Below are 22,553 nucleotides of genomic sequence, written 5' to 3'. Positions count from 1 at the left end.
ACTTGTAATCATAGGTTCTCAGTGTTTGCCTGTGATTAAGGGAATGTAAAGGGATTGTTAAACATCATGAAACATAACTACTCCACCTTCAACTTCGTCCCCTCTGGCACGATCTGCACCCACGTGTTGCCCGGCAGCAGCGGCACTTCCTTGCCATCGCTGGCGTAGGCGCGGAGCATGCCGTTTTTGCGTTCCCATGTGATCGCTTGGGAGAAGCCCTCTTGGAAGATCACGCCCTTGTTCGGCCCGAACACATCGACAATTCGGCGCCCTTCTTTGTCGATGATCTGATGCTTGCTCTCTAGGACAAGCAGATTCTTGGTCAGCAGCTGCTTGCCAGTTTCCTTGTCGAGATGTGGTTTCCCTTCCATCGAACGCATATAGACACCCTTGGCAGCATCATAATCATACGAAGCGAAATACCCCATGAGATAAGGAATTTGAATATAATGAACGGCTGCGCCCGTGAGTTTGCCCTGTCCTGCCTTGGCGAATGTGAGCAAAGGCCCGTTCCACTCGGTGCGGAACTTGCGCGCCTCGGCACCTTTTTTCATTTTATCCACAGAGGTATATAGATTGTGCGGTGGCTTCCGATCCGTGGAGCGCCAATAGTAGGCGCCATCGCCATAGACCTCATCGAGATGGGCCAGATTGCGGCCTGCCATCATATCCATCGCATCCTGGCTCCATCCAGCATGTACAATAATGGCATCCAGCGCATCGCCGATCTCTACAAAATAAGGCCGAATGCTGCGCACGGGACCGATCGCTTCAGCAGCTTGGCTCTGGAACACCGAGACGAATCTAGTGATTTCGCCCTCGGCAAGGATTTCATAGACGATGTCGGCCTGATCGAGGCCGGTTTGGGGCCGGGCTTGCGGCGCATTTTCGACCATGACCATATAGGGACGGGTCTTCACTTCGTGATCGGCTGGCAAGCCGGTTAACGGGAATTTGTAAGGGAGCTGCGTTTCCACCGTTGTAGTATGCTGCGTCGCAGGCGTTGGGCTGACCGTAGTCGTCACAGGGACGGTTTCCGGAGTGACCGTTGATATAACGGAAGTCGCATCACTACAACCAGCAAGGGTTAGGACAGAGCATCCAAGTATGAGCCATGTGCTCAGAGTTCTTTTACGGATTAACGGCAGTGTTATCAAAAGGGCTGCACCTCTTCTTCTCGTGGACTATCGATCTCTGAGAAGTATATGCTAGATAGTTAGGGAATAGAAGCTAGCAGAGTCACTCGAGTTCGTCTATATCTAGAATTAACCACCCAAAATAAACGACTGCGCCGTCCTTCAAGGACGGGAGCGTTTGTGGAGAAATATAGCCATATTATGATGTGAAACTTATACATTCTTATATTTAAGCAAAAAACTGAACCTACGCTTTCGCGTGGTCCAGTTTTCCTTTGTCACATTTGGAAATTCACTGCCAAGTTGGATGAGGTGTTCGCTACTGTTTCCTTATACACGCCACCATAGGACAGGCCGAACGTATAGACGCCAGGCAGTAATTCCTTATGAATCTCGCCGCCAACCGTACTACCGAAGGTCCGCCAACTCCCTGCATAATAACTGACGGTACCGCCATCCAGCGGATTACCCAGACTATCTTTTAACTGTACATTCACGTTCACCGTCTGGAAGATGACCACGGGGTCGGCTCCGATATTTTGCACCTTTTCCTTGATCGTTCCCTCATAAATTATGGAAAGGGTATAAGAACCCGGCAGTAATTCCTTATGAATCTCACCGCCAACCGTACTACCGAAGGTCCGCCAACTCCCTGCATAATAACTAACGGAACCGCCATTAAGTGGATTACTCAGACTATCCTTCAACTGAACATTCACGTTGACTGTCTGGAAGATGACCACGGGATCAGCTCCGATATTTTGCACCTTTTCCTTGATTGTTCCCTCATAATTCATGGAAAAGGTATACGAGCCCGGCAGCAACTCCTTGCGAATTTCCCCGCCAGCTATATCCCCGAAGGTCCGCCAACTCCCTGCATAATAGCTCGCCGCACCACTGGGAAGCGGATTGCCGAGACTATCTTTCAACTGCAGCTTCACACTAACGGTCTGGAAGGCGACCACAGGGTCCGTTCCTGTATTTTGGACTTTCTCTGTATACGTGCCTTCGTAGGTCATGGCAAACGTGTACGCTTTATCCGGCAAAGACTTACTTACAGTTCCAGAAGCATTCGTGACGCCGAAATCTTTCCATCCGCCGTCATAATAGGATACGACACCACCACTGATGGCGTTTCCGCTGCTATCTTTAAACTGAACGCTTACCTCATCAGCCACTGGGGTCGGATTCTGCAACAAGATTTTACCGTACTGACTTACGTTCTTCGCTCCGCCAATACCACTTGCCCATTCCAAATATCCGAGCCGACCGTTGCCATTGTTATTATTAACAAGCAGCGATACAAAGATAGGTTTCGTCGTATCCGGCATGTAGGGATATAGTTCTGACCAAGCAATGTGAATCTTATATATTTTCTTTCCGCTTTGGGAACTGTCGACGAGCATGCTTCCGTTCTGAACGAACTGACCGGCAGGCGTCCAGTTGGATGGCAAATCTCCTCCAATATACGGCGTAGTCCCCTTGTAAAGTACAGGACCGCTCGCGGTCAGTGCGGCTTGGAATTCCACTTGTGCCCCAACCATGCCGATTCCTGATGTATCCAGGCCAAATTGAATGCTGTCACCAATATAATAATTACCTTTGGTCTCATTTTGCACGAAGCTAGCGTCCGATACTTCTATGACGAGATCGAATCCATCATTGGCCGCCCCCACGGCAGCTCGAGCGGTAAACCCTGAAGGTTGTTCGGAAGACAAGCTTTTGAACTCCCAATTGTCGTTAATCCAATGGATATCCGTGCTCAACGCGCCTGTGGAACGGTCAAACAAATTGCTCTTACTCCCTGCTGCGATGGGAATATTCGTATTTTGTACGGCTTTTTCATAGTCAGACAATAAGACATCCTGAGTGGATGTTAGTCCGGCTAAATAAGCGGCATTCACGTTGCTGATGTAATACATTTTGTTCGGTTTCACTTGCAGCGTCGAAGCTGCTGCCTCAGTACCGCCGGTCCAATCCCGAACTACAGTGTTACTTGTAAAAGCATTGGCAAGTGCTGGAGCGATTGTACCCGCATTTGCATCCTCGGACCATACGACGAGAATCGGTGATCCGTCACTTTCGAAATAGACAGCTTTCTGATTTCCGCTTAGCGCATACTCACCTTTGTAAACAATATCATTCCCCAGTGTCTCGATAAATCGATGCATGACCACAGAACCGAGTCTTGGCTCAAGCTGTGGTTTTTTACGAAACAAGCCTGAAGATTCCGTAAACCAACCTTCGGCATGGGCGAATGGGATAGCTTCCGCTTCCGTATTATTGACCATGTCAAAATAAGCGATTTGTTCGACCCCATTCTTCATCTGGTACATATAATCGTACAGCATCTTTCTCGCAATCACGGGCTCCGTTTGGATACTTGATGATTCTGAAGCATTCACAAGACCCGCATGACTCTCCGAAGACACCCACGGCTTTGATGGTACATTATACATTTGATCATAGGCTTGATACTCTTTGGGATCGGGTAACTTCCCATGAAGCGCCAACTTATCATAATAGTTTGCTCCGCCTAGACGCAGCAGCTCATTATAAAAAGGCAAATATCGATGACCGCCCATACCTCCGATCCAAATTTCGGAATTCGGCTGAACACTTTTAATCGTCTCATATCCGGTACGTAGCAATTCTACGAACTTCTCCGGTGTATCATTCCAGAAAATACTTCCGCCCTTCAAATGAGGTTCATTCCATATTTCCCATTTGGTAATCCGATCTCCATACCGCGCCACAAGCGCCCTCAGGAAATTAGCAAAATCATTCATGTCGGTTGGGGCATAGGCAGCATAACCAGGAACACCGATATAAATAGTTGTATCTTCCGGGTGCGAAGACGCCCATAGCGGTGTAAACATAATGTTGCCGATGATGTCCATGCCATAGCTTTGCAATTTATTGACATGTTCATCAAGTCCTGCCCAATTAAACACACCACGACTCGTTTCAATTGCCATGTTCGTATCGGTGAATTGTCCTCCCCATGGGATCGTATGAATTCTCGCAAAATCAAAGCCAACCAAATCTGCGAGTTCTATCGCTCTTAAATCACTAAAACCATTACTAAATCCAAACAGCGGATTACGATCCGCTTTGCTTATGGATTGACTTTCTACAACAGCTACAGATGTTCGATTGCGTACAAATTCTGCTGCCGTTCTCTTAGGATTGGACAAGATCCTGTACGATTGTTGGAGCGGTAGTGTTCCCGAAACCCCTTGTTTCGTATAGTCAAAAGCGATTTCATAGTAACCTTCGTGACTAGGTGTCCAACTCCAACCCGTTGATAGTAACGTTGAGCGATCTACGGTTACTTGCCCAACAACCTGACTATCCGTATCATAAACCGTCCCCGTCAACGTTTGCACGGAAATGGGCAGCTGATCTTGGATAGCCTTGAACACCACGTTTTGGCCGATTTTCCACCAGTTTGCGAAGGCGTCCGCCTTCAGCGGGAAATATTCAACGGACTGCATACTGGCGTCGTCGTAATAAATTGTTCCAGTATTCGTAACACTAGGTAACTTGGTTGTTGCTACATTCAACTGAACTTGATTCGTTCCTGCCGGAAACTGACTATTATCTATCGTAAATGAAATATCCGTCCACACCGTGCTGCTCAAAGTTGGCGTGTTAGCCGCATCCGTGCCGAGGAAGGCACCATCCTTGAAGTAGCTGATGAACACCCATGCGCCATTCCCTGCGTAATCAGCCGATTTCTTGGCTTTTACCGAAATCTTAATGGTTTGCATACCGCTGTCGATCGGGATGATTTTGGATGAAAACCCTGCGGCTCCGGTACTTGTCGAGTTGATATATACCGCGTTCGTGCCGCTATTGACCGTTGCCATCGTACTGCCCATATCGACTCCGCTTGCCCCGCTCCATAAGGAAGAGCTCCAACTAACAGGAACAAGTTTCGTTCCGCTTGTCTTCGTTTCTTCGAAACCAGGATTCGCTACGTCATAATAGCTCGTGGTAAGCACATGGACAGGATTGCTCGCAGGCGATAAATTACCCGAACCATCTCTCGCTTTTACAGTAAACGTATATCCGCTATATGCTTCAAGACCTGTTACCGTATACGTCACCCCGGTGACTGTTGCTACTAACTTCGTTCCATCGTTGATCTCGTAGCCAGTTACGCCCCCATTGTCGGTTGACGGGTCCCAGGTGAGCGTGACACTTTTCATCTTAATGTCGGATGCGGCTAAGTTAGTTGGTGCTGTCGGTGCCTGTGTGTCGTTGGTCACATAAGCCTGGCTTGCTGGGGATACATTCCCCGCCGCATCGACGGCTTTCACCGTAAACGTATAACTATTGGCTGCGATTAGGCCACTTGCTGTAAAGGTTAAGCCTGTCACAGTCCCTACCAGCACCGTGTCTTTATAAACATTGTATCCGGTCACCCCGATATTATCGGTCGAGGCATTCCAAGCCAAATCAACACTTCCTGCCGTCTGACCTACGGCGTGGAGATTCGTTGGCGCGCTTGGCGCCACAGTATCCGGAATCAATTCGATCGTAGCGTCATCATAAAACAGCGTTCCTTGCTGGCTAACACTGCCCCCACGGAGGGACGCCAGATTCAACTGCAAGTTATTCGTGCCTGCCGGCAGGTTAGCGGTATTCACAGTGACCGAAAACTCTCTCCATTCACTGCTGCTCAGCGCAACACTTGGCGCAACCACAGTGCCGAGAAAGGAACCATTCTTCGCATAACTGAAGAAAACCCACGCATCATTACCGACATAATCAGCGGACTTCTTGACCTTCACAGTCGCTTTGATTTGCATGTTATTGTCAATCGTCATCGTCTTGGAAACCCAACCTGCGGCTCCTGCATCCACTGCGCTAATATATAGGGCATTGGTTCCGCTATTGGCCTCAATCGTCGTTACCCCCGTATCAACCGGTGTCGTTCGCGACCATAAGGCAGAATTCCAATTGACCGGAACAAGCTTGCTTCCACTGGATGTCGTGATCTCAAACCCAGGATTGGCGATGCTCAATACATTTGGCGTAGTCAGACTTACAGCATGACTGGCCACAGACAGATTGCCCGCCATATCCTTCGCTTTTACAGTAAACGTATAATTGGTACCCACATTGAGAGCGCTTACGGAATAAGTTAACCCTGTCGTGGACCCAATCAACGTTGTACCGTTGTAGACATCGTACCCTTGGACGCCAACGTTATCCGTTGATGCCTGCCAGGTAAGGGTAACACCCGTCGCCGTTTGGCTAGACATGGCAAGATTAGTCGGAGCTGTTGGCGCCTCTGTATCCAGCAGTTCCATCGTTACATCGTCATAATAGAGTGTCCCGGCGTTGCTTCCGCTGCCTGCTTTCGATGTCGCTAAGTTCAACCAAAGCATATTCGTTCCCGCTGGAAACTGACTGCCGTTGACCGTTAACGTGATCTCTGTCCATTCTGTGCTGCTTACGGTGGTCATATTGGATGAGCTTATCCCGAGGAAACTACCACTATTTCCATAGCTGATGAAAACCCAAGGATTATTGCCGGCATAATCAGCCGACTTCTTCACTTTCACCGTGGTCTTGATGGTTTGAGCACTGCCGTCAACCGGAATTGCTTTGGAAACCCAACCTGCTGCTCCCGCATCTGTTGCACTAATATAAAGTGATTTCGTCCCGCTGCTGTACACAGCTGTCGTTACGCTAGTATCCACGGGAGTCGTTCTACTCCATAAGGATGTGGTCCAATTCGTCGGTATCAGTTTCGTTTGACTCACCGTTGTTTCTTCGAACCCGGGATTAAGCACATTAAGTAAACTTGCTGCCTGAACGCGCGTTGACATCGTTGGAAACAGTGCAACCAACATGGTGCAAAGTAACAACCATATAACGGTTTTCCTCATAAATAAATCCTCCTCGATTTCATTTCGCCTAACAACTGCGCTTCTCGTTACTCACTTCCCTTTGTGGATGGATTACATGGATAAATATAGGACGAATCCGGTAGTCAAAGATACGAGACGATTTATACATCGTTATCCGATTTTATCTATTTTGACAAAAAAAAGCCGACAACGAGATAATCGCTGCCAGCTTTACCAACTGTACCCTTTTAAAGCCCCACCGCTGCTTAGCTACATCAGACTACTAGCTTATATACTCCTATCCAGACAGTTGATAAGACGTTTTTCCACATCTTGAGCAATCTCCAACAGCTGGTCATAAGCATCCATTTCAACCATCCCGATCAAGTTCGTTGGCCGAGGCATTCCGATTTTAGTTGTACCCTTTTCCACATATACAGCAATTTTACAAGGCAAAAAGTAACCCGCTACTGCATGTTCGCTTAATACGCGTTTTGCTTCGAAAGGATTGCAAACCTCCAAAATAATATATGGCTCTTCAAACTCGAGGCCTTTCTCTTGGAGCTTTTCTTGGATGTTAAATTTCCACAGTATACCGAAATGCTCTTTATATAAATTGGTTGTCAACGCCTCGATCACTTCATCCACGGACTTATCCGTTTCAATGGTATAATGGAACATCTCCTTCATTCTCCTTCTTTAGCCTAGTATTCTAACCCATAAGTACTAGGGTATCCAAAGAGTAGAAAAAAAACAGGGGTCTCTATTTGCTTAAAATATCCATCCATATTTTAACCGTTGTTGCCACAATGAGTGCAGCCAAAATCCATTGAAGCAGCTTGGCGTTCAATTTCTTGCTGATTTTAGCTCCAATTGGAGCTGCGATGATACTTGCAATAACCATAACAACCGACGGAACAAGAAGTATATGTCCTCCCGCTACTTTTCCGGCAGTTGAGCCTATCGAAGAGATAAATGTAATGGCTAGGGAAGAAGCAATAGCTACACGTGTCGGAATTTTCAGAATGACCAGCATGACAGGTACGGTAATAAACGCGCCAGCCGCTCCAACAATACCCGAAACAACTCCGATAATAGCCGCGAAGACCGCCGCAACCGGTTTATTAAACTTCACCTTGTCAAAGTCCATGTCTTCCTGTCCTTTTTTGGGAAGAAACATCATAATCGCTGCGATCAGAGCCAGAACTGCATAGGTGATGTTAATGAAGGAGTCGGATAGAAACTTGGAACCATACCCCCCGATAAAGCTGCCAATAACGATGGTTCCCCCCATGATGAATACAAGGGATTTATTGATATACCCTCCTTTTCGAAAGGCTAACATGCCTGAAAGTGTCGCGAAAAAGACTTGGACCGCACTAATTGCCGATACTTCATGGGCCGTAAATGCTGCAAAACCCATGGCTGGCGGAATATACAAGAGCATCGGATACTTGATGATGGAACCTCCAATTCCAACCATACCAGAGATTAGGGATCCAATAAAACCAATACCGAACAATAGAATAATCCACCCATAATCCATAGCTTTCTCCTCCTATCTGTGATCTCCATCCTGCATGAGATCATGAATCATTTTTGTAAGTTCATTTTTGGGCTGCAATCCAATCATCATGGCTGCCATCTTGCCATCTTTAAAAAGCTTCATTGTCGGAATACTCATGATATGCTGCTCGCTTGCGGTCATTGGATTATCATCCACATTTACTTTTACAATCACCGCACGATCATGTAATTCCTCGCTCAATTCCTGCAGCATGGGGGCGACTAGTCGGCAGGGTCCACACCAATCTGCGTAAAAATCGACAAGTACAGGAACTTTAGACTTCATAACGATCTCTTCAAAATCACGATCCGAGACTTGAATTAATGCCATCTACAAGACCTCCTTGTGTCTTCTATGCTCCAATTGCCATTACGTTTACGTGTATGGGTATTTAATGATCAAAAAATTATTTGGTTAATTTCCCTCTCCAAGACATGATGCCACCTTGCAAGTGTGCTAGATCTCGGAAACCATGCTTGTGTAGAATTCGAGCCCCTTGTTTGCTTCGCATTCCGCTGCGACAATACAAAAACACACTTTTATCTATGGGGATCTCCCCGAGTCGTTGTTTCATTTGAGATAAGGGAATATTTTTCGCTCCCGCAATATATCCTTGTTTTACTTCACTAGGTTCACGGACATCAATTAATACTCTGTTAAGGTTTAGCTTCAATTCATCTTGAAATTGAACGGACGTTAAATTCCTAAGTCCCTTGATTCCAGCGAGTCGGGTATACACAAACCAGACGAGAAGAATCCCTATCACGATATTAATGATGGCATTAGTAGACATATTTAAAACCTCATTTCTAAGTTCTTATCTTTTACTCTTAAATAAATAAATTCACTTTGGCATCTGCCGCGTCACCTAAATAAGCTGCTACCCCTGCATACTCAATACCATCAAGAAGTTCTTCCTTTTGCAAGCCAAGCAGATCCATTGTCATTGTACAAGCCACTAGCTTAACACCTTGCTCTTGTGCTAATTCAATGAGCTGCGGCAATGTCAGCGCATTATGCTTTTTCATCACATGCTTAATCATCTTGGGACCTAGCCCTCCGAAATTCATTTTGGATAACCCTAACTTGTTCGCACCACGCGGCATCATTTTTCCGAACATGGATTCCAGCCATCCTTTTTTGATCAGAACGGATTCATCCTTACGCAGCGCATTAAGTCCCCAAAAGGTAAAGAACATCGTAACTTCGTGGTCATAAGCAGCTGCACCGTTGGCAATAATAAATGCAGCAATAGCCTTGTCCAATTCACCGCTAAAAAGTACAATCGTTGATTTTTCCTTATTTTCTATCATTAAAATCATCCCCCTTTTATTCATGCATACCCATACGGGTATTTAATAAGGCAAAAAAATTCTGCTTTCTCCTATTAAGGACTTTAAGAGGGCTACCACTGCATGAAGTGATAGCCCTCTTCAACTTTCCTTACCCCTTCTTAACAATAAAGGTGAATACACCGTTGTCTTCTTTGGATTCAAGGAGTTCATGCTTCGTTTGGTTTACCCACGCTTGAAAGTCCTTCATAGAACCTTTATCAGTTGTTTGAAGCTCCATAATCTGTCCAGATTCCAGAGAATCCATCCCTTTTTTCGCCTTAACAATCGGCATTGGACAAGCAAGTCCTTTTGCATCTACAACTAAGTTTGTCATTATGATAATCTCTCCTTATTATTTAAAATGTAAGTGCTAATTTCTCTTAGAAGTTCAAGCTCACTTGTGCATCAAAAGCAAAGTCTAGGAATGTCGCGGCGCCCCCAAGTTCAATGCCTTCGATGAAATGTTCTTTATCCAGACCCATGACGTCGATTGTCATCTGACAACCGATCAGACGTACCCCAGATTCTTTGGCGATATCCATAAGCTCTTTCACGGATGGCACATTTGCTTTCTTAAAGCCTTCTACCATTCCTTCATTACCTGGCTTCAGCTGCAGCATGTGTTCCGACTCCTTATGAATAATGGACAAGCCTTCGAAAGTAAAGAAAATGGCTACCTCCGCATCCAATGCTGCCGCCGCTGTTGCGATGTTCAATACTTTATAGGCTGTCTCCAGACCACCTGATGATGCAATAAGAGCTACTTTTTTAGTTGTCATGTTAATTCGTCTCCTTTTTATAATTAATCTTGTTCTTGATCAAAGATCCATTGCGTCATGCCAGGCGTTACATTCTTAACATGATGAAACCCCTTGTCGGATAGGATTTGGCAAGCCATATCACTTCGAGTTCCAGTACGGCATACTATATAATAGGCTTGGCTAGGATCAAGCTCCGTTATTTTTTCTTCCAATTGACCTAGAGGGATTGAGATGGCACCCGGAATGTGCCCAAATGCATATTCAGCGGGTTCCCTAACATCGATAATATGGGCCGCTTCCCCTGAAGAAATCTTAGTTTGAACTTCTTCATTTGTAGCGATGTGCGGGTATTTTTTTTCTATTTTCGTATCCGCCGACTCGGCTTTGCGAATAAAGTGGTGAAACACGCCGTTTTCTTCTTTTAAGCCTAGGTACTGATGTCCTGTACGGCTGGACCAACTCTTCAGGTCGGCTACCGAGCCTTTATCTGTTGCACGTATTTCCAAGACTTCACCTGCATTCATTTCATCCATCGCCTTTTTGGTGCGAACGACTGGCAGCGGACACGCAAGACCTTCACATTCGATTACTCGATTCACTTGCAGTGTTGACATGAACATTACCTCCATATATTTAAAATACTTATTTACCGTAAGTTATTTCCCCAGTCCATTTCGACATGCCGCCTGGCATATTAAGCACGTTATAACCCACCGAAGAGAGGAAATCACATGCTTGCCCGCTGCGGTTACCGCTGCGACAGACGACGATCGTTTCTTGCTTGGGATCCATTTCGTTGAGCGCTCTTGCAATTTGCCCTAACGGAATATGTTTGGCACCTGGAATGTGACCAGACTCCCACTCATCCTGTTCCCGCACATCCAGAATAACTATATTTTCTTTTCTGTTGATTCTTCCCATAACTTCTTCCGGCATTTGCTCTTTATACATCGTTGTTGCCTCCTGTCTATGAAGTAAGTAGTGATTTAAGCATCATGAACTGCGCAACGATTAGGTCCAATCTCCATTTCTCGCTGTTCCTCGTCTGTTGGCGTTATCTTCCCCATATTCGTCTGACGTATTTCTTGGTAAGCATTCGGCTGCGGTGGTAAATTCTCAGTAACAGTAAGACGGAAGGCTGTTTCCTCTCCAATATTCAACCCTGGATTTTCCTTATATAAATCTCCAAGGCGGGCAGAGACTTGACCTCCTTCTCCCAGCTCCGTAAACTTGCCAAAATGGGCAGGAAGCACGATTAAGTCATGGGACAATTGCTTATAACGCTCATACAACGTTGTTCTAAGGTCTGTTACCCAATCCTCTGCTTTACCCGCGAGATCAGGACGACCAATTGATTTAACGAATAAAATGTCTCCAGAAAGCAAGAATTGATTGTCAACGATTAACGAGGTGCTTCCGATCGTATGTCCAGGCGAATAAATAGGTTGTATCTGAATTTCGGTATCCCCAACTACAATACGGTTTCCTTCCTCAAGCTTCGCGTAGTTAAACACGACTTCTTCTGCATCTTTTGGCGGCAACCAATACGTGCCTCCTGTTTTTTCAGCTAATTGCCGTCCACCGGAGATGTGATCAGCGTGAAGATGCGTATCAATCGTATGTTTAATGGTTACATTTTTATCTTGGGCAAAGTTCTCAAAAACTTCTGTCATTCGGACGCCATCAATGATGGCCGCTTCACCGTTCGAGATCACCATGTATGACAAGCAGCCTTTACCTATGCGGATAAATTGAAATATTTCTCCACCATCTTGCAAATCACCAACTTTTACGGGCTCTAGATGCTCACTCCAGGATTTCATGCCTCCTACTAAGTAAGAAACATGTTGTTTCCCTTGTTCGATCAATTGTTCCCCAACAAATTTCGAAGAGCCTTCTTTGGCACACACGACCAAAATTTTTTTATCATCTGGAAGTTGATCTACAACAGTTTCTACCCCATCGATCAAATCAAAATAGGGTGTGTTTAGGATATGAACATGATGACCTTCGATTTTCCAATCCTTAAAGTCGCTTTCGTTACGTACGTCTAAGATGAAAATCGGTTCGTTATTTAATACCTTTTTCGCTAATACAGCGGCGCTCATTCCTTGCAATTGAACTCCATTTACCATTGTTTATTCCTCCCTAGAATAAGATTGAAATCCAAAGATCACTTCCATATACCCCATGGGGTATTATTTCGAGCAAAAAAAATGACTATTACTCATGTATTAGAATATTACTTCATGATACTTATCTAAGATATATACGTATACCCGTTGGGGTATGTGTATACTATAATAAAACTTTTGCTTTTCGTCAACCCCTTCTATACCAATCCTCAAACTATTGAACTCCTTTAGGCTTTCACACATATGCTGAGCTAAAAGCTTAGTCATGGAGGAGCATTTATGTATTGGACATATCCGTATGATTATCGCAACACCTTTCAACCTGTGTGGAACGTAGGATATCAGCAAGCCCTAGAATTAATCAAAGCCGCGGTGCAAGATGAGCGGAACGATGAATTATTCTATGATCAACTGATCAAGCTCGCACCTACCCCTGAACAAGCCGCAATCATTACATCCATACGTGATGATGAACGCAGTCATAACGCCATGTTTCGCAGCATGTATCGAGAGTTGACCGGTCATGATGTCTATGGGGTTAGCGATGAGCAGTACCAGCCTGTACGCACGTATTCAGAAGGCATTCAAAAGGCCCTTCAAGGCGAACTATCAGCGGTAGAGAAATATCGTAAAATCTGGTTCGGGCTCCCTTATGGCATCTATAAGGATACAGTCTTTGGTATTATCCTTGATGAGCTCAAGCATGCAAGTAAATATAATTATTTGTTTACTTTGAATCGCTAGAACAAGCATAGTTCAAGTATGCAGAAGCCATATTAAGATCAGTACTGCATACCTTGAATGAAAGAAGGCGAGACCATGTTGGCCATGTTAGGGAAGTTGCTCTTAAAACTTTTGATAAATGGCATCATCATAGTTCCCATCTTGATGTACCTTACAGATGCTACATTTATGGGGGCACTTTCTGCTACGTATACGTTTTCCCTCCTTACCTACATCGTTGTTGATCAACTGTTTTTAAGACTTACGAATAACATGGCTGCTGTACTGGCCGATATGTTATTAACTTATGCCTACTTCTGGCTCGTGGAAAGGCACTTCTACGATTGGTCCCTAACTTTTACGGATATGACGATCGTAGCTCTTGCTTATGGTGTGATGGAGTTCTTCTTCCATGCTTATTTTCAAAAGGACAAAGGTCGAATCGGTCGGCATAGCTTCCATGAATAATCATGGCGCGCAAAAAAAGTCATTGGCCAGAGGGCTAATGACTTTTTTACTTATTGCGTTTGCTTACCATTCCAGGACATGATACCGCCCTTCAGATGAGACAACTCGTTAAAACCATGCTTCCGTAGAAGCTTCGCGGCTTGCTTGCTTCTCATGCCACTTCGGCAGTAAAGATAGACTGGTCGATCCTTAGGAATCTCGGCCAATCTTCTCCCCATAGTCGACAAAGGGATATTAACCGCTCCCGGGATATATCCTTGCTTCACTTCACCAGGCTCACGCACATCGATCAGTACATGCTTATGGTTGTCCTTTGTTAAAGCCTCTTGAAATTGTTCGGACGACAGATTGTGCAGCCCTTTGACCCCTGCAAAACGTGAGTAGAAGAACCAAACAATAAAACCTAGCGCAACGAGATTGAAAATCATATTACTATCCATGACCTGCCTCTTTTCTTAAACACATTAACGGCTTTTAACTAACAATTCTACAGCCTGCTTGACCAGCTTACTTGTGTCTCTACCCGCTTCTTTTTCCTCCATAATGCAATTCTCCAAATTGACAGCAACAACGGTGGCAATCGTTTTATCAGCAGCACTGCGAACAGCAGAGATCTGGCTTACGACATCTTTACAATCCTGTTCTTCTTCCATCATCCGTAAAATCCCACGAATCTGGCCTTCCATACGCTTTAAACGCTTCTTCACATCATCATCGTATTTCATAGACACCCTTCCTTCCCTATACCTGTATAGGTATATTATTGTCCATGTTACGTATAAAAACAATATGAAATCTTTGAGAAAGAGCCAGTGTTGCTATATAGTGACACCAACGTATAATAGAGATGGTTACATTCAAAATGTGCAGCCAAAAGGAGGCACCATGTCGAATCTCACTCCTCATTCATCTATCATTTTGTTCGACGGGGTATGCCTGCTCTGCAGTAGCGCGGTCCAGTTCATCTTGCGCAACGACCCGAAGGGTGTGTTTCACTTCGCTTCTCTTCAGTCGGAGACGGGACAACGACTGCTCGCCGAGCACAAGCTGCCGCTAGATCGACTCAGCACCATTGTGCTGATCGAAGGCAATCGCGCTTATACGCGCAGCTCAGCCGCATTGCGTATAGCTCGGCGCTTGCGAGGCGCTTGGCCGCTCGCCTACTCGGCGATCGTGATCCCAGCTCCGATCCGGAATCTCGGATACAACTTCGTCGCACGCAACCGCTATCGCTGGTTCGGCAAGACTGAGCATTGCATGCTGCCGAAGCCAGAGCATAAGGGGCGGTTTCTGGATTGAGTCGGCCTCATGCCAGCAACCCTAACGACAAAAAAACCTGCAACATTCGCAGGTCTTCGAACAACAACCCAACAACGAGCCTAAGTCTCTTGCTTGCGCAAACGTAGACTGCCGAACATCCAACAGCTTAGGCTCAGGCTGCCCATCTGAAAGCTATGATGCAGCAGCTTCGCGTTCCGTGTAGCATCTCCTACTCCCATCGCGACTAGCAATGGCGCAAAATGCTCCGGCGTCGGCACCGCCTCCCGCGCATGAGGCGCGCGTTCGTCGTAGCGAATCAGCGCCTCCAAATTCCACGTTTCTAGCTGCTCCGCTAGCCACTCGTCAAACTCCACGGCCCATAGCTGCGGCACTGGATTGTTATAATCCAGCTTTTGCAGATTGTGAACCGTTCCGCCACTGCCAATGATCAGCACTTGCTCCTCCCGCAGGGAGCCTAGCGCAGCACCAATTCGGTAATGCTCCTCAGGTGTTAACCGTGGGTTAACGGAAAGTGTCACAACAGGGATCTGTGCATGGGGGTACATAATGGAGAGCGGCGCCCATGCTCCGTGGTCCAAGCCTCGCCTGTCATTCAGCTCACAGCGTATACCCTCTTGCTGAAACAACTGCTGGATATGGAGGCTTAAGGTAAGATCCCCTTTGGCCGGATAGTTAATGTCATAAAGTTCTTCCGAGAACCCTGAGAAATCGTACATCATCTCCGGCTCAACGGCCGAGCTGATCTTCTGCACAGCGCTTTCCCAATGCGCACTGAAAACAACGATAGCTTTAGGTTTTGGAAGCGACATCGCAAGTCTTTGCAAAAACTCCGTATACGCATGCTGCTCAATCGCCAAATTCGGTGAGCCATGCGCAATAAAAAATGCAGGCAACACAGCAGCACCCCCTCCCACAAACTAATCAGTGCCAGTTATCTACATTATTCTCGAATCTGTGAAAATAAAACCACGCTACGCTCCGTCTTCCTCACTTACCGTTCACAAACTGCTCAATTCCATCCGCGATGCCTACGGCAAGCTTCTGTTGATACGCTGCTTCCGACATGAGCTCGTCCTCTTCGGGATTCGTCATGAACCCGATCTCCACGAGGGCGACGGGTACCTTCGACCAGTTGAAGCCGCTCAGATCGTCTCGCGCCGATAGGCCACGTCCCTTCTGACCAGTTGCTTGCTGCAAGCCAGTTAGGAGAAAACCTGCAGCCTGCTTACTGTCAGCGGCGATAGGCTTAACAGCTGGTTGCGCAGCTGACGGGTACAGAACGGAAAATCCCTTCGTACTTGCCGAGGCGTCACCATCTGCATGAATCCTTACAACCAGCGCTGCTCCCACCTCATTTGCCATATCCGCACGCTGCTTGTTGCTGATATCCACATCATGCGTTTCGCGTGTCATCGCAACGTTGATCCCCCGGCGGGCTAGCTCCGCCTTAAGCAGCAGGGATACCTCCAGGTTGAGCACATACTCTGGTTTCTTCGTGCGTACCCCAACAGTGCCGGAACTGACCTTGGCCTTCGTTTCCCGCGTATCTGGCCCCACTTGCTCAGGCGCGTTATTACCAACCCGTTGATGTCCGGGGTCAATCATGACAAGCTTATTGCTCTTAGGCACACTCGGCAATGTGATTGGTGCAGCCGTCTTTGTTGGTGTTGGCTTCGTTTCTGGCGTTGCGACAGGTGTTGGAGCCGATGTTGGCGAGGGCGAAGGCGTAGGTGCCGCCTGCACCTCGGAGGGTGCAGCCGTTGCCTGCGCTGCTGTGGCCTGCGGCGAAGCACTTTGCACAGCCTCCGTTGTAGGCAACGTCACAGGTACTGGCTGTTTATCTCCACAACCAGCCAACACACCAACCAGCGATATGACCGCAGAGAGTAGTAGCATTCTTTTATAAACCATCAGCAATTCCCCTTCTTCTCTATGCTCTGTATAAAAACAGCCGCCATTCGCGAAACTAACACGACCATGCTTCTCCACATTTGGGAGGTTCCGCTATGCAGGCACTTTGGCATTATTTCACTGATCACTGGCTGTCAATTTCATTAATTGTTCTTGCCTTATTGGCGTGCTTTTTCGTCTACAAGAACAGGAGTAAATATATTCGTGGCTGGGATAAAAAGTAGATGGATAACCTACAGTTAATTCTCCGCCATCCCCCTTATTATCGGACTTAGATGGAAAATCTACAGCTATTTCTGATCATTTTCCCCATAGTTGGCTGAAAGCCTCCAATTAGCTGGAGGAAATCCATCTAATCGCCTAGATTGCAAGAATCGCACCAAATTAGCTGTATGAAATCCAGTTATTCCGCCGCCCACCACAACCTCACACATACAACAAAACACAGCCCCCACGCGCACGCCCCCTATTGGGTACTCGCTTCTAAGAGGACTGTGTTTTGTTGTTCCGCTCTTGCCGCCGTTCCTACAACCTATCTCAATGCCTTCATCGCAATATCCGTCCGGTAATGCTTACCTTCAAAATGGATCCGATCCGCATCCGCATAAGCCTTCTGACGAGCTTCTACGATGTCCTTGCCAAGTCCCGTGATACCAAGAACACGTCCGCCATTCGTGACGATTTGTCCGTTCTCATCAACTGCCGTACCCGCGTGGAACACAAGGGCATCCTGCACTTGATCTAATCCAGAAATCGGTAATCCTTTTGGATACGGTCCAGGGTATCCTGGCGAAGCCACGATCACGCATACTGCCGCTTGTTCGCTCCACTCGATTGGTTGCTCAGCCAACGTGCCGTTGTTAATCGCGAGGAAAATATCCAGCAAATCCGTTTTCAATCGTGGCAAAATCACCTGCGTCTCCGGATCACCGAAGCGTGCGTTGAACTCAATTGTTTTCACACCGTTAGGCGTCAAAATCAGACCCGCATACAGCACGCCTTTGAACGGACGGCCTTCTGCCACCATCGCATCAGCCGTAGGCTGAACGATGTTCACAAGTGCTTCTTGCACGATGGACTCAGGAATATGTGGAAGTGGGGAGTATGTTCCCATTCCGCCTGTGTTCGGTCCTTTATCGTTATCAAAAACCGGCTTATGATCCTGTGAAGGTACCATCAAACGCACAGTCGAACCATCAACGAATGCCAGTAAGGACATTTCTTGTCCTGTCAGGAACTCCTCGATCACGACGCTTGCGCCTGCCGATGCCCCAAAAACCTGCCCAACCATGATGTCTTTCAGCGCAGCTTCCGCTTCTTCCATCGTTTGGGCAACTGTAACACCTTTACCAGCTGCTAAGCCGTCTGCTTTAATAACGATTGGCGCTGTTTGCGAGCGCAAGTACGCAAGTGCCGGCTCATACGCGTCAAAAGACTCGTATGCCGCCGTCGGAATGCTGTATTTTTTGAGTAGCTGCTTCATAAACACTTTGCTGCCTTCAATGATCGCAGCGTTGGCGCGAGGACCGAATGCTTCGATCCCTTTTGACTCCAAATGATCAACCAATCCTGCCGCTAACGGATCATCAGGCGCGACCATAACCAAGTCAATCGCTTGCTCCTTGGCAAATGTGCTGATCTCGTCGAACTGAAGCTCCGTAATCGGAACGCATTCCGCTAAACCGGCAATCCCGCCGTTTCCTGGTGCGCAGAACAGTTTGCTGATTTTTGGGCTTTTGCTTAGTGCCCATACAATCGCATGCTCACGTCCGCCACGTCCAATAACTAATACACGCATCTTTGGAAACCCCTCTCATGGGGAATGCCCACGGTCCACTTACGAATCGTGAGCATTCTCAATTGTTTTAGTGTTTAAAGTGACGAACGCCTGTCATAACCATCGCAATACCGTTTTCGTTAGCAACGCGAATGGATTCTTCGTCTTTGATGGAGCCGCCTGGCTGAATCACCGCAGTGATGCCTGCTTTTGCTGCCATTTCGAGCGTATCGCCCATCGGGAAGAAGGCATCGGACGAAAGGACGGAACCTTTGGACTTGTCGCCAGCTTGCTCGATCGCGATTTTGGCTGCGCCGACACGGTTCATTTGACCCGCGCCTACACCAACTGTCATATCGTCAGCCACAAGTACGATGGCATTGGATTTAACGTGCTTAACGACTTTCCATGCGAAAAGCAATTGCTTCATCTCTTCCGCTGTCGGTTGACGCTCGGAAACGACTTTCAGATCTGCTTCTGTCAGTTGGTAAGCGTCACTAGCTTGTACCAGCATGCCGCCTTCAACTGTTGTGATGACTGGCTGGGACTCGCGTCCAGCAATTGTATCCAAACCGGCTACTTTCAGTAGGCGGATGTTTTTCTTTTTAGCCAGAATCTCAAGTGCTTCTGGTGTAAAATCTGGCGCGATGACGATTTCCAAGAAAATCTCATGCAGTAATTGTGCAGTCGCTTCGTCGATCGCACGGTTCGCAGCTACGATACCACCGAAGATGGACGTTGGATCTGCATTGTACGCTTTCGTGTAGGCTTCTAGTACATTCGTACCGATACCCACGCCGCAAGGGTTCATGTGCTTAACGGCAACAACCGCTGGCTCGGTGAACTCTTTGACAATTTGAAGAGCCGTGTTCGCATCATTAATATTGTTGTACGATAATTCCTTACCGTGTAATTGTTCAGCCGTTGTGATGTTGCCAGCAGCCGCATTCGGCGTGCGGTAAAACGCTGCGCTTTGGTGCGGGTTCTCGCCGTAGCGAAGCTCTTGCATTTTTTCATACGTTACTGTGTAACGCTCTGGGTAAGGCTCGCCTTGGAGGCCAGTCAAATAGTCGCCAATCAAAGCATCGTAAGCGCCAGTGTGACGGAACACTTTTGCTGCAAGACGTTTACGCGTCGCCAGCGTAGTGTCACCAGTCTCTTGCACTTCTTCCAACACTTTCGCATAGTCCGTCGTGTCGACGATAACGGAAACGAAAGCATGGTTTTTCGCTGCGGAACGAAGCATGGTAGGTCCACCGATATCGATGTTCTCGATCGCATCTTCGTAAGTCACATCAGGCTTAGCAATCGTCTCTGCAAAAGGATATAAATTCACGACAACCAGATCAATGTACTCCAAGCCTAGCTCTTTCATGCTTGCTTGGTGCTCTGCGTTGTCACGAACAGCCAGAAGTCCGCCATGTACGTTCGGGTGAAGTGTCTTCACACGGCCATCCATAATTTCCGGGAACCCTGTAACTTCGGAAATACCGATAACCGGTACCCCTTTATCCTTTAACAAACTAAGCGTACCACCTGTAGAAATGATCTCAACGCCCAGCTTTGACAGCTCGCTCGCGAATTCAACGATGCCCGTTTTATCGAAAACGGAGATCAGTGCTCTTTTGATTGCCACTATGCTTCCTCCTTAGGGAATGGGATTGTATGTGAATGAGTACTTAGTGATGTTAAACATCACTACTGCGGATATATTTTGCGGGAAGCCATGCGTTAGTGATGAAAATCATCACTAACACACCCGTAACGCCAACTTTCGGGGCATAATTGGCTCCGTAACGTTATAAAACATCACTAAAGCAGCTTTTTCTCGCGCTACGCCTCATATCGTGATGAAAAACATCACTACAGTGCGCCGCCAAGCCCAATTCTAAATAAAATATATAAGTGCCACACACGCACGTAAGCGCGTGTTAATCTCAAAACCTACTTCCGCACGCTAACCCTGCGGCCGTCCAAGCTCACGCGGCCCTCGCGCAGCCACCGCACAACCTGCGGCAGCAGCACGTGCTCAGCCGCATGGATTCGCTCCGTAAGCGAATCGGCTGTCTCGTGCTCGTGGATCTCTACGGCACGCTGCGCAATGATCGGGCCGGAGTCCAGCCCGCCATCGACAAAATGCACCGTGACGCCTGTCTGCTTCACGCCATACTCAACCGCCTGTTCCACAGCGCGGACGCCGGGGAACGAAGGCAACAAAGAAGGATGAATGTTAATCATCCGCCCAAAGTAAGGCTCAACCAGCACATTCGTAATAATCCGCATGTAACCTGCCATCACGACCAGATCAACCTGGCGTTCCTGCAGCTCTTTTAAGATCAGCGACTCATACGCCTCGCGGCTTTCGTATTCCTTCGGATTGAAGGCAAACACAGGTACCTTCGCTTCCTTGGCACGCTCAATAACGAATGCCTTTGGGCGATCACAGACAAGAAGCTCGATGCTGACATCAAGCTTCCCCTTCTGTACCTGATCCACAATAGCCTGAAAATTCGAGCCGCTGCCTGAAGCCATAACCGCAATGCGATAAGGCTGCATTAGACGTCAGCTCCTTGGAACGTAACTACACGCTCGCCTTCAGTTACAACGCCTAAACGGTATGCTTTTTCGCCTTGCGCTTCCGCTGCAGCAATGGCTTTCTCTGCATCGTCAGCTGCTACAATGACAACCATCCCAATTCCCATGTTGAACGTGCGGAACATATCATTGTTCGTGATGTTGCCTACACGCTGCATCAAGGAGAAAATCGGAAGGATCGGCCATGATCCGTATTGGATATCCACGTTCACGCCATCTGGCAGAACGCGCGGGATATTTTCGATGAAACCGCCGCCTGTGATATGCGCCATACCTTTGATCGCTACGTCTTCCAACATAGCTAGAACTGGCTTCACATACAGCTTCGTTGGCTCAAGCAACACGTTACCAAGCTTGTCGCCAAGCTCTTCTACATGCCCTTGAAGGGTATATCCGTTATCTTCTAGCAAAAGCTTACGCACAAGCGAGAACCCGTTACTGTGCACACCGCTTGAAGCTAGTCCTAGCACGACATCTCCAGGACGGATCGTTGTTCCGTCGATGATCTTTTTCTTGTCGACGATTCCAACCGTAAAGCCGGCAATGTCATACTCCCCTTGTGCATACATGCCCGGCATTTCCGCCGTTTCGCCACCGATTAGTGAGCAACCAGATTGCGCACAACCGTCGGCGATCCCTTTAATAATCGCTTCAATTTTCTCTGGAATGACTTTGTCACAAGCGAGATAGTCAAGGAAGAACAATGGCTCTGCGCCTTGAACAATAATATCATTCACACACATCGCAACTGCATCAATCCCAATCGTATCATGCTTATCCATGGCAAAAGCGATCTTCAGCTTCGTGCCCACGCCGTCCGTACCCGATACGAGTACAGGCTCCTCATACTTGTCTTTGTTCAAGCTGAACAGCCCGCCGAAGCCACCGAGATCTGTTAACACTTCAGGACGGAATGTCCGTTTAACGTGCTTTTTCATCCGTTCTACTGCTTCGTTCCCCGCCGCGATATCGACGCCAGCCTTTTTATAAGCATCCGACAC

The 22,553-nt window shown here is 47.3% G+C and carries 23 protein-coding genes; 3 read left to right on the top strand and 20 right to left on the bottom strand.

Annotated elements, in window-relative coordinates:
• Positions 1-77: 77 nt before the first annotated feature.
• The 12 genes from ASL11_RS09355 to ASL11_RS09300 form a co-directional block, all read right to left on the bottom strand.
• Positions 78-977, bottom strand: coding sequence for a DUF3048 domain-containing protein (locus tag ASL11_RS09355; protein ID WP_268796190.1), 900 nt, complete (start codon positions 975-977; stop codon positions 78-80).
• 437 nt (positions 978-1,414) lie between these two features.
• Positions 1,415-7,039 carry a fibronectin type III domain-containing protein gene (locus ASL11_RS09350; protein WP_056612815.1) on the bottom strand — a complete coding sequence of 1,875 codons (5,625 nt, stop codon included), beginning with the start codon at positions 7,037-7,039 and terminating at the stop codon, positions 1,415-1,417.
• Between the two features lie 249 nt (positions 7,040-7,288).
• Positions 7,289-7,681, bottom strand: coding sequence for a DUF302 domain-containing protein (locus ASL11_RS09345; RefSeq protein WP_056612813.1), 393 nt, complete (start codon positions 7,679-7,681; stop codon positions 7,289-7,291).
• 82 nt (positions 7,682-7,763) lie between these two features.
• Positions 7,764-8,546, bottom strand: a complete 783-nt coding sequence (locus ASL11_RS09340; protein WP_056612811.1) for a sulfite exporter TauE/SafE family protein — start codon at positions 8,544-8,546, stop codon at positions 7,764-7,766.
• Between the two features lie 12 nt (positions 8,547-8,558).
• A complete protein-coding gene (trxA, locus tag ASL11_RS09335; RefSeq protein ID WP_056612809.1) occupies positions 8,559-8,897 on the bottom strand; it encodes a thioredoxin in 339 nt (112 codons plus the stop codon).
• A 76-nt stretch (positions 8,898-8,973) separates the two neighbouring features.
• Positions 8,974-9,360: a rhodanese-like domain-containing protein gene (locus tag ASL11_RS09330; RefSeq protein WP_056612807.1), complete on the bottom strand. Its 387-nt coding sequence runs from the start codon at positions 9,358-9,360 to the stop codon at positions 8,974-8,976.
• 37 nt (positions 9,361-9,397) lie between these two features.
• Entirely contained in the window at positions 9,398-9,880 is a 483-nt protein-coding gene (locus tag ASL11_RS09325) for a DsrE/DsrF/DrsH-like family protein (RefSeq protein WP_056612805.1), read from the bottom strand.
• A 130-nt stretch (positions 9,881-10,010) separates the two neighbouring features.
• Positions 10,011-10,235, bottom strand: a complete 225-nt coding sequence (locus tag ASL11_RS09320) for a sulfurtransferase TusA family protein (RefSeq protein WP_056612803.1) — start codon at positions 10,233-10,235, stop codon at positions 10,011-10,013.
• A gap of 46 nt (positions 10,236-10,281) precedes the next feature.
• Positions 10,282-10,680 (bottom strand): DsrE/DsrF/DrsH-like family protein, encoded by a 399-nt coding sequence (locus ASL11_RS09315; RefSeq protein ID WP_056612801.1) that lies wholly within the window; start codon positions 10,678-10,680, stop codon positions 10,282-10,284.
• A 23-nt stretch (positions 10,681-10,703) separates the two neighbouring features.
• Positions 10,704-11,276, bottom strand: a complete 573-nt coding sequence (locus tag ASL11_RS09310) for a sulfurtransferase TusA family protein (protein WP_056612799.1) — start codon at positions 11,274-11,276, stop codon at positions 10,704-10,706.
• Between the two features lie 28 nt (positions 11,277-11,304).
• Complete coding sequence (locus ASL11_RS09305) at positions 11,305-11,613, bottom strand: rhodanese-like domain-containing protein (protein ID WP_056612797.1); 309 nt, start codon at positions 11,611-11,613, stop codon at positions 11,305-11,307.
• 35 nt (positions 11,614-11,648) lie between these two features.
• The gene (locus ASL11_RS09300) at positions 11,649-12,797 is read right to left on the bottom strand and encodes an MBL fold metallo-hydrolase (RefSeq protein ID WP_056612794.1); all 1,149 of its coding nucleotides are present in this window, start codon (positions 12,795-12,797) and stop codon (positions 11,649-11,651) included.
• A 279-nt stretch (positions 12,798-13,076) separates the two neighbouring features.
• Between ASL11_RS09300 and ASL11_RS09295 the strand changes: the two genes are divergently transcribed.
• Positions 13,077-13,541 (top strand): ferritin-like domain-containing protein, encoded by a 465-nt coding sequence (locus ASL11_RS09295; protein ID WP_056612791.1) that lies wholly within the window; start codon positions 13,077-13,079, stop codon positions 13,539-13,541.
• Positions 13,542-13,616: 75 nt separating this feature from the next.
• Positions 13,617-13,988, top strand: coding sequence for a DUF2512 family protein (locus ASL11_RS09290; protein WP_056612789.1), 372 nt, complete (start codon positions 13,617-13,619; stop codon positions 13,986-13,988).
• Between the two features lie 50 nt (positions 13,989-14,038).
• On the opposite strand, the gene ASL11_RS09285 is transcribed toward ASL11_RS09290, so the two are convergent.
• Together ASL11_RS09285 and ASL11_RS09280 are read right to left on the bottom strand one after the other, a co-directional pair.
• A complete protein-coding gene (locus tag ASL11_RS09285; RefSeq protein WP_056612788.1) occupies positions 14,039-14,428 on the bottom strand; it encodes a rhodanese-like domain-containing protein in 390 nt (129 codons plus the stop codon).
• Positions 14,429-14,452: 24 nt separating this feature from the next.
• Positions 14,453-14,713 (bottom strand): metal-sensitive transcriptional regulator, encoded by a 261-nt coding sequence (locus ASL11_RS09280; protein ID WP_056612786.1) that lies wholly within the window; start codon positions 14,711-14,713, stop codon positions 14,453-14,455.
• A gap of 160 nt (positions 14,714-14,873) precedes the next feature.
• Here ASL11_RS09280 and ASL11_RS09275 point away from each other — a divergent pair, with 160 nt between their 5' ends.
• The gene (locus ASL11_RS09275; RefSeq protein ID WP_056612785.1) at positions 14,874-15,287 is read left to right on the top strand and encodes a thiol-disulfide oxidoreductase DCC family protein; all 414 of its coding nucleotides are present in this window, start codon (positions 14,874-14,876) and stop codon (positions 15,285-15,287) included.
• An 80-nt stretch (positions 15,288-15,367) separates the two neighbouring features.
• Here the strand turns inward: ASL11_RS09275 and ASL11_RS09270 are convergent, their stop codons facing one another.
• The 6 genes from ASL11_RS09270 to purM all read right to left on the bottom strand — a co-directional run bounded on the left by ASL11_RS09270 (position 15,368) and on the right by purM (position 22,553).
• Positions 15,368-16,165 (bottom strand): DODA-type extradiol aromatic ring-opening family dioxygenase, encoded by a 798-nt coding sequence (locus ASL11_RS09270; protein WP_056612783.1) that lies wholly within the window; start codon positions 16,163-16,165, stop codon positions 15,368-15,370.
• 91 nt (positions 16,166-16,256) lie between these two features.
• A complete protein-coding gene (locus ASL11_RS09265) occupies positions 16,257-17,180 on the bottom strand; it encodes an N-acetylmuramoyl-L-alanine amidase family protein (protein WP_157256865.1) in 924 nt (307 codons plus the stop codon).
• A gap of 532 nt (positions 17,181-17,712) precedes the next feature.
• Entirely contained in the window at positions 17,713-18,978 is a 1,266-nt protein-coding gene (purD, locus tag ASL11_RS09260; RefSeq protein WP_056612779.1) for a phosphoribosylamine--glycine ligase, read from the bottom strand.
• 67 nt (positions 18,979-19,045) lie between these two features.
• Positions 19,046-20,593 carry a bifunctional phosphoribosylaminoimidazolecarboxamide formyltransferase/IMP cyclohydrolase gene (gene purH / locus ASL11_RS09255; protein WP_056612777.1) on the bottom strand — a complete coding sequence of 516 codons (1,548 nt, stop codon included), beginning with the start codon at positions 20,591-20,593 and terminating at the stop codon, positions 19,046-19,048.
• Positions 20,594-20,901: 308 nt separating this feature from the next.
• Positions 20,902-21,513 (bottom strand): phosphoribosylglycinamide formyltransferase, encoded by a 612-nt coding sequence (gene purN, locus ASL11_RS09250; RefSeq protein ID WP_056612775.1) that lies wholly within the window; start codon positions 21,511-21,513, stop codon positions 20,902-20,904.
• Complete coding sequence (gene purM / locus ASL11_RS09245) at positions 21,513-22,553, bottom strand: phosphoribosylformylglycinamidine cyclo-ligase (RefSeq protein WP_056612773.1); 1,041 nt, start codon at positions 22,551-22,553, stop codon at positions 21,513-21,515. The genes purN and purM overlap by 1 nt, the downstream gene beginning before the upstream one ends.

Source organism: Paenibacillus sp. Soil750 (assembly GCF_001428045.1).
In the GTDB taxonomy this organism is placed as follows: Bacteria; Bacillota; Bacilli; order Paenibacillales; family NBRC-103111; genus Paenibacillus_E; species Paenibacillus_E allorhizoplanae.
The sequence above is the reverse complement of the archived record's forward strand: the minus strand, read 5'-3'. Positions and strand labels throughout refer to the sequence as shown.